General features: G+C 58.3%; 5 protein-coding genes and 1 pseudogene. 2 read left to right on the plus strand and 4 right to left on the minus strand.

Annotation, left to right across the window (positions count from 1 at the left end; all coding sequences use genetic code 11):
• Positions 1 to 10: 10 nt before the first annotated feature.
• Positions 11 to 190 (minus strand): hypothetical protein, encoded by a 180-nt coding sequence (locus ACZXDY_RS45700; RefSeq protein WP_028169262.1) that lies wholly within the window; start codon positions 188 to 190, stop codon positions 11 to 13.
• On the opposite strand from ACZXDY_RS45700, the pseudogene ACZXDY_RS45705 reads away from it, so the two are divergent.
• Positions 158 to 382 (plus strand): annotated as a pseudogene (locus tag ACZXDY_RS45705) (hypothetical protein); the annotation flags it as partial. The gene ACZXDY_RS45700 and the pseudogene ACZXDY_RS45705 overlap by 33 nt on opposite strands.
• Here ACZXDY_RS45705 and ACZXDY_RS45710 read toward each other — a convergent pair.
• The 3 genes from ACZXDY_RS45710 to ACZXDY_RS45720 all read right to left on the minus strand — a co-directional run bounded on the left by ACZXDY_RS45710 (position 289) and on the right by ACZXDY_RS45720 (position 1,438).
• Entirely contained in the window at positions 289 to 606 is a 318-nt protein-coding gene (locus ACZXDY_RS45710) for a DUF2934 domain-containing protein (protein ID WP_455998882.1), read from the minus strand. The pseudogene ACZXDY_RS45705 and the gene ACZXDY_RS45710 overlap by 94 nt on opposite strands.
• Before the next feature lie 216 nt (positions 607 to 822).
• A complete protein-coding gene (locus ACZXDY_RS45715) occupies positions 823 to 1,131 on the minus strand; it encodes a hypothetical protein (protein WP_464349983.1) in 309 nt (102 codons plus the stop codon).
• A 31-nt stretch (positions 1,132 to 1,162) separates the two neighbouring features.
• Positions 1,163 to 1,438, minus strand: a complete 276-nt coding sequence (locus tag ACZXDY_RS45720; RefSeq protein ID WP_464349984.1) for a hypothetical protein — start codon at positions 1,436 to 1,438, stop codon at positions 1,163 to 1,165.
• A gap of 84 nt (positions 1,439 to 1,522) precedes the next feature.
• Between ACZXDY_RS45720 and ACZXDY_RS45725 the strand changes: the two genes are divergently transcribed.
• A complete protein-coding gene (locus ACZXDY_RS45725) occupies positions 1,523 to 1,735 on the plus strand; it encodes a DUF6894 family protein (RefSeq protein ID WP_464349985.1) in 213 nt (70 codons plus the stop codon).
• Positions 1,736 to 1,830 lie beyond the last annotated feature (95 nt).

Here is a 1,830-nt window from a genome sequence, read left to right on the forward strand (position 1 = left end):
CGACGGAAGATCAGGCCCACTTATCTTCTTCGCGGCGGGCTTCGTCCTCATTGAGGCGCTCGGCCACGTCATCAGCGGTAGGTGAATCTTCCGTCGTCGCGATCGGCGTGCCGTCCTGCTTCTTGATCGTTTTACCTTCGGCACTCACGGGAAAATCATCGGGCTTCAGCGGCTTCTTTGGCGTCGACATCGCGTCTCCCTCCTGTGTGCCGACACAATAGCACGCGCTCTAAGAAACGGGGGCCAGAACTCTCGCTTAGCTAGGTGCGTCCACTTCGGAATACGCGCTCACTCGTTTTCATCCTCGCTAAGTTCCCGCTCTGCCTGTAACCAGAACTCTAGATCCCGTCCCGTAGGCCGCCCGTGCTGTTCCCAGAGTTCGTGGGCACGAGCCCTGATTGCTTGCTTGGACCGCCGCGCCGCTAGGCGCCGTTGCAGGCTCTCTCCCAGATCCTTGACGAACGCCTTGAGCCGCTGATAGGTCGTTTGGTCGGTTATCTCGGAAGCCAGCCGCTTCGCTTGCTCGAGCGGGCGCTCTAACTCTTGGCGATCGGTGCTCTGGCTCATGGTCACCTCCGCCGGAAATAAATCGGCAAAATTGTTCATCTTTGGCTTGTTCGAGAAGCCGGGCCATGAGGTGCGCCCCGTATGCGAAAATCACGTCTGCTGGCAACGAGTTGTTCGCGTACGTCACGACATAACGTCTCCCGACTAGGATCATTCCGATCTCCGGTCATCGTCATCGGTCCAATGGCGGTGAAGTTCGCGCTCAACGAAACAAGCCGCCACTGCGATCTATACGAGCAAAGCTCTTTTGGCGTGTCAGCAATCTGGCATTCCCGCCGGACGTGCCGACGCATTTCCGGTGGAGTCGGTTGAGCCCGAAGCGCCAGAACCGGTGGGGCCGGGCATGGTTGAGCCCACAGTGGTTTCAGGTGCCTTTTCCGACGATGATGTACCAGAGGAGCTTGGGTTCTTTTCGCGAATGATGTTGCTGCTGACATCCCAGCATTGCTTAGGCGTGACGCCCTGATCGCGGTTTGCACTAACGCCGGTTCCTTGTGCGTTTGCGAAGCTAGTGACTGCCAAAAGAGTGGCGCCACAAACCGAAGCGAAATAGATCGTTTTCATGGTTCTTTCCTTCTCATCTTCCTGCGGGCGCTCAGTGAACCGTTGGATGCCTGAGAGCGGGGCCGATCGCCTCACTGCCGTCGGCAGCCAACTCGTCCGCGAATGAGGGTCGCTGTGCGAGCCTCAGCCATTCTTCGGAAAGCCGCAGCAGTTGCTGCTTGTCTATCGAAGAGACCGTCTTCGCGGCTTGTTGCCGGCAGTGCTCGGCTCGCGTGCGGCAAATATCTCCGTGCTCAACCATGACCGGTACACTGGTCGCGCTCGCTCCCGGCGCCGATTGGCCCCGCATCAACTTCAATTCATCCATCCGGTTTAACGTTCCTAGCCCAGCCGTTTAGGAACGGTCTGCGGAAGGTCGCGTTTGCGGACGGAAAGTCGTGGTTTGCAGTCAATGCCCCGTTACTTCTTTCACATCATCGGAAAGTTCCCATTTCGGGACGAAGTCGGAACGGAGCTTCGAGACGATCGCGCTGCCTGGAAGGAAGCTCTGTTGCTGACCCGGGACATTGAAACATCGCTCCAGCCGGGGGAGAGTTGGAGCCTCGATGTCATGGCGCGCGACCGCGTGCTTTACCGAATCGGCATCACCAGCGAAGAAGGATGAACAGCGCGCCCGCTACGAAGCCACGATAAACGAACACACTAGCTAGCCCGTTGACGACACCGAGTGCTGTCCGAGTTAGGACACCTGCCCCAAAA

The organism is Bradyrhizobium sp. LeoB3, from assembly GCF_055456055.1.

Coding starts and splice junctions, on each gene's coding strand:
- ACZXDY_RS45715 (WP_464349983.1), bottom strand. CDS start 1,131: ATGAAAACGATCTATTTCGCTTCGGTTTGTGGCGCCACTCTTTTGGCA.
- ACZXDY_RS45720 (WP_464349984.1), bottom strand. CDS start 1,438: ATGGATGAATTGAAGTTGATGCGGGGCCAATCGGCGCCGGGAGCGAGC.
- ACZXDY_RS45700 (WP_028169262.1), bottom strand. CDS start 190: ATGTCGACGCCAAAGAAGCCGCTGAAGCCCGATGATTTTCCCGTGAGT.
- ACZXDY_RS45710 (WP_455998882.1), bottom strand. CDS start 606: ATGAACAATTTTGCCGATTTATTTCCGGCGGAGGTGACCATGAGCCAG.
- ACZXDY_RS45725 (WP_464349985.1), top strand. CDS start 1,523: ATGCCCCGTTACTTCTTTCACATCATCGGAAAGTTCCCATTTCGGGAC.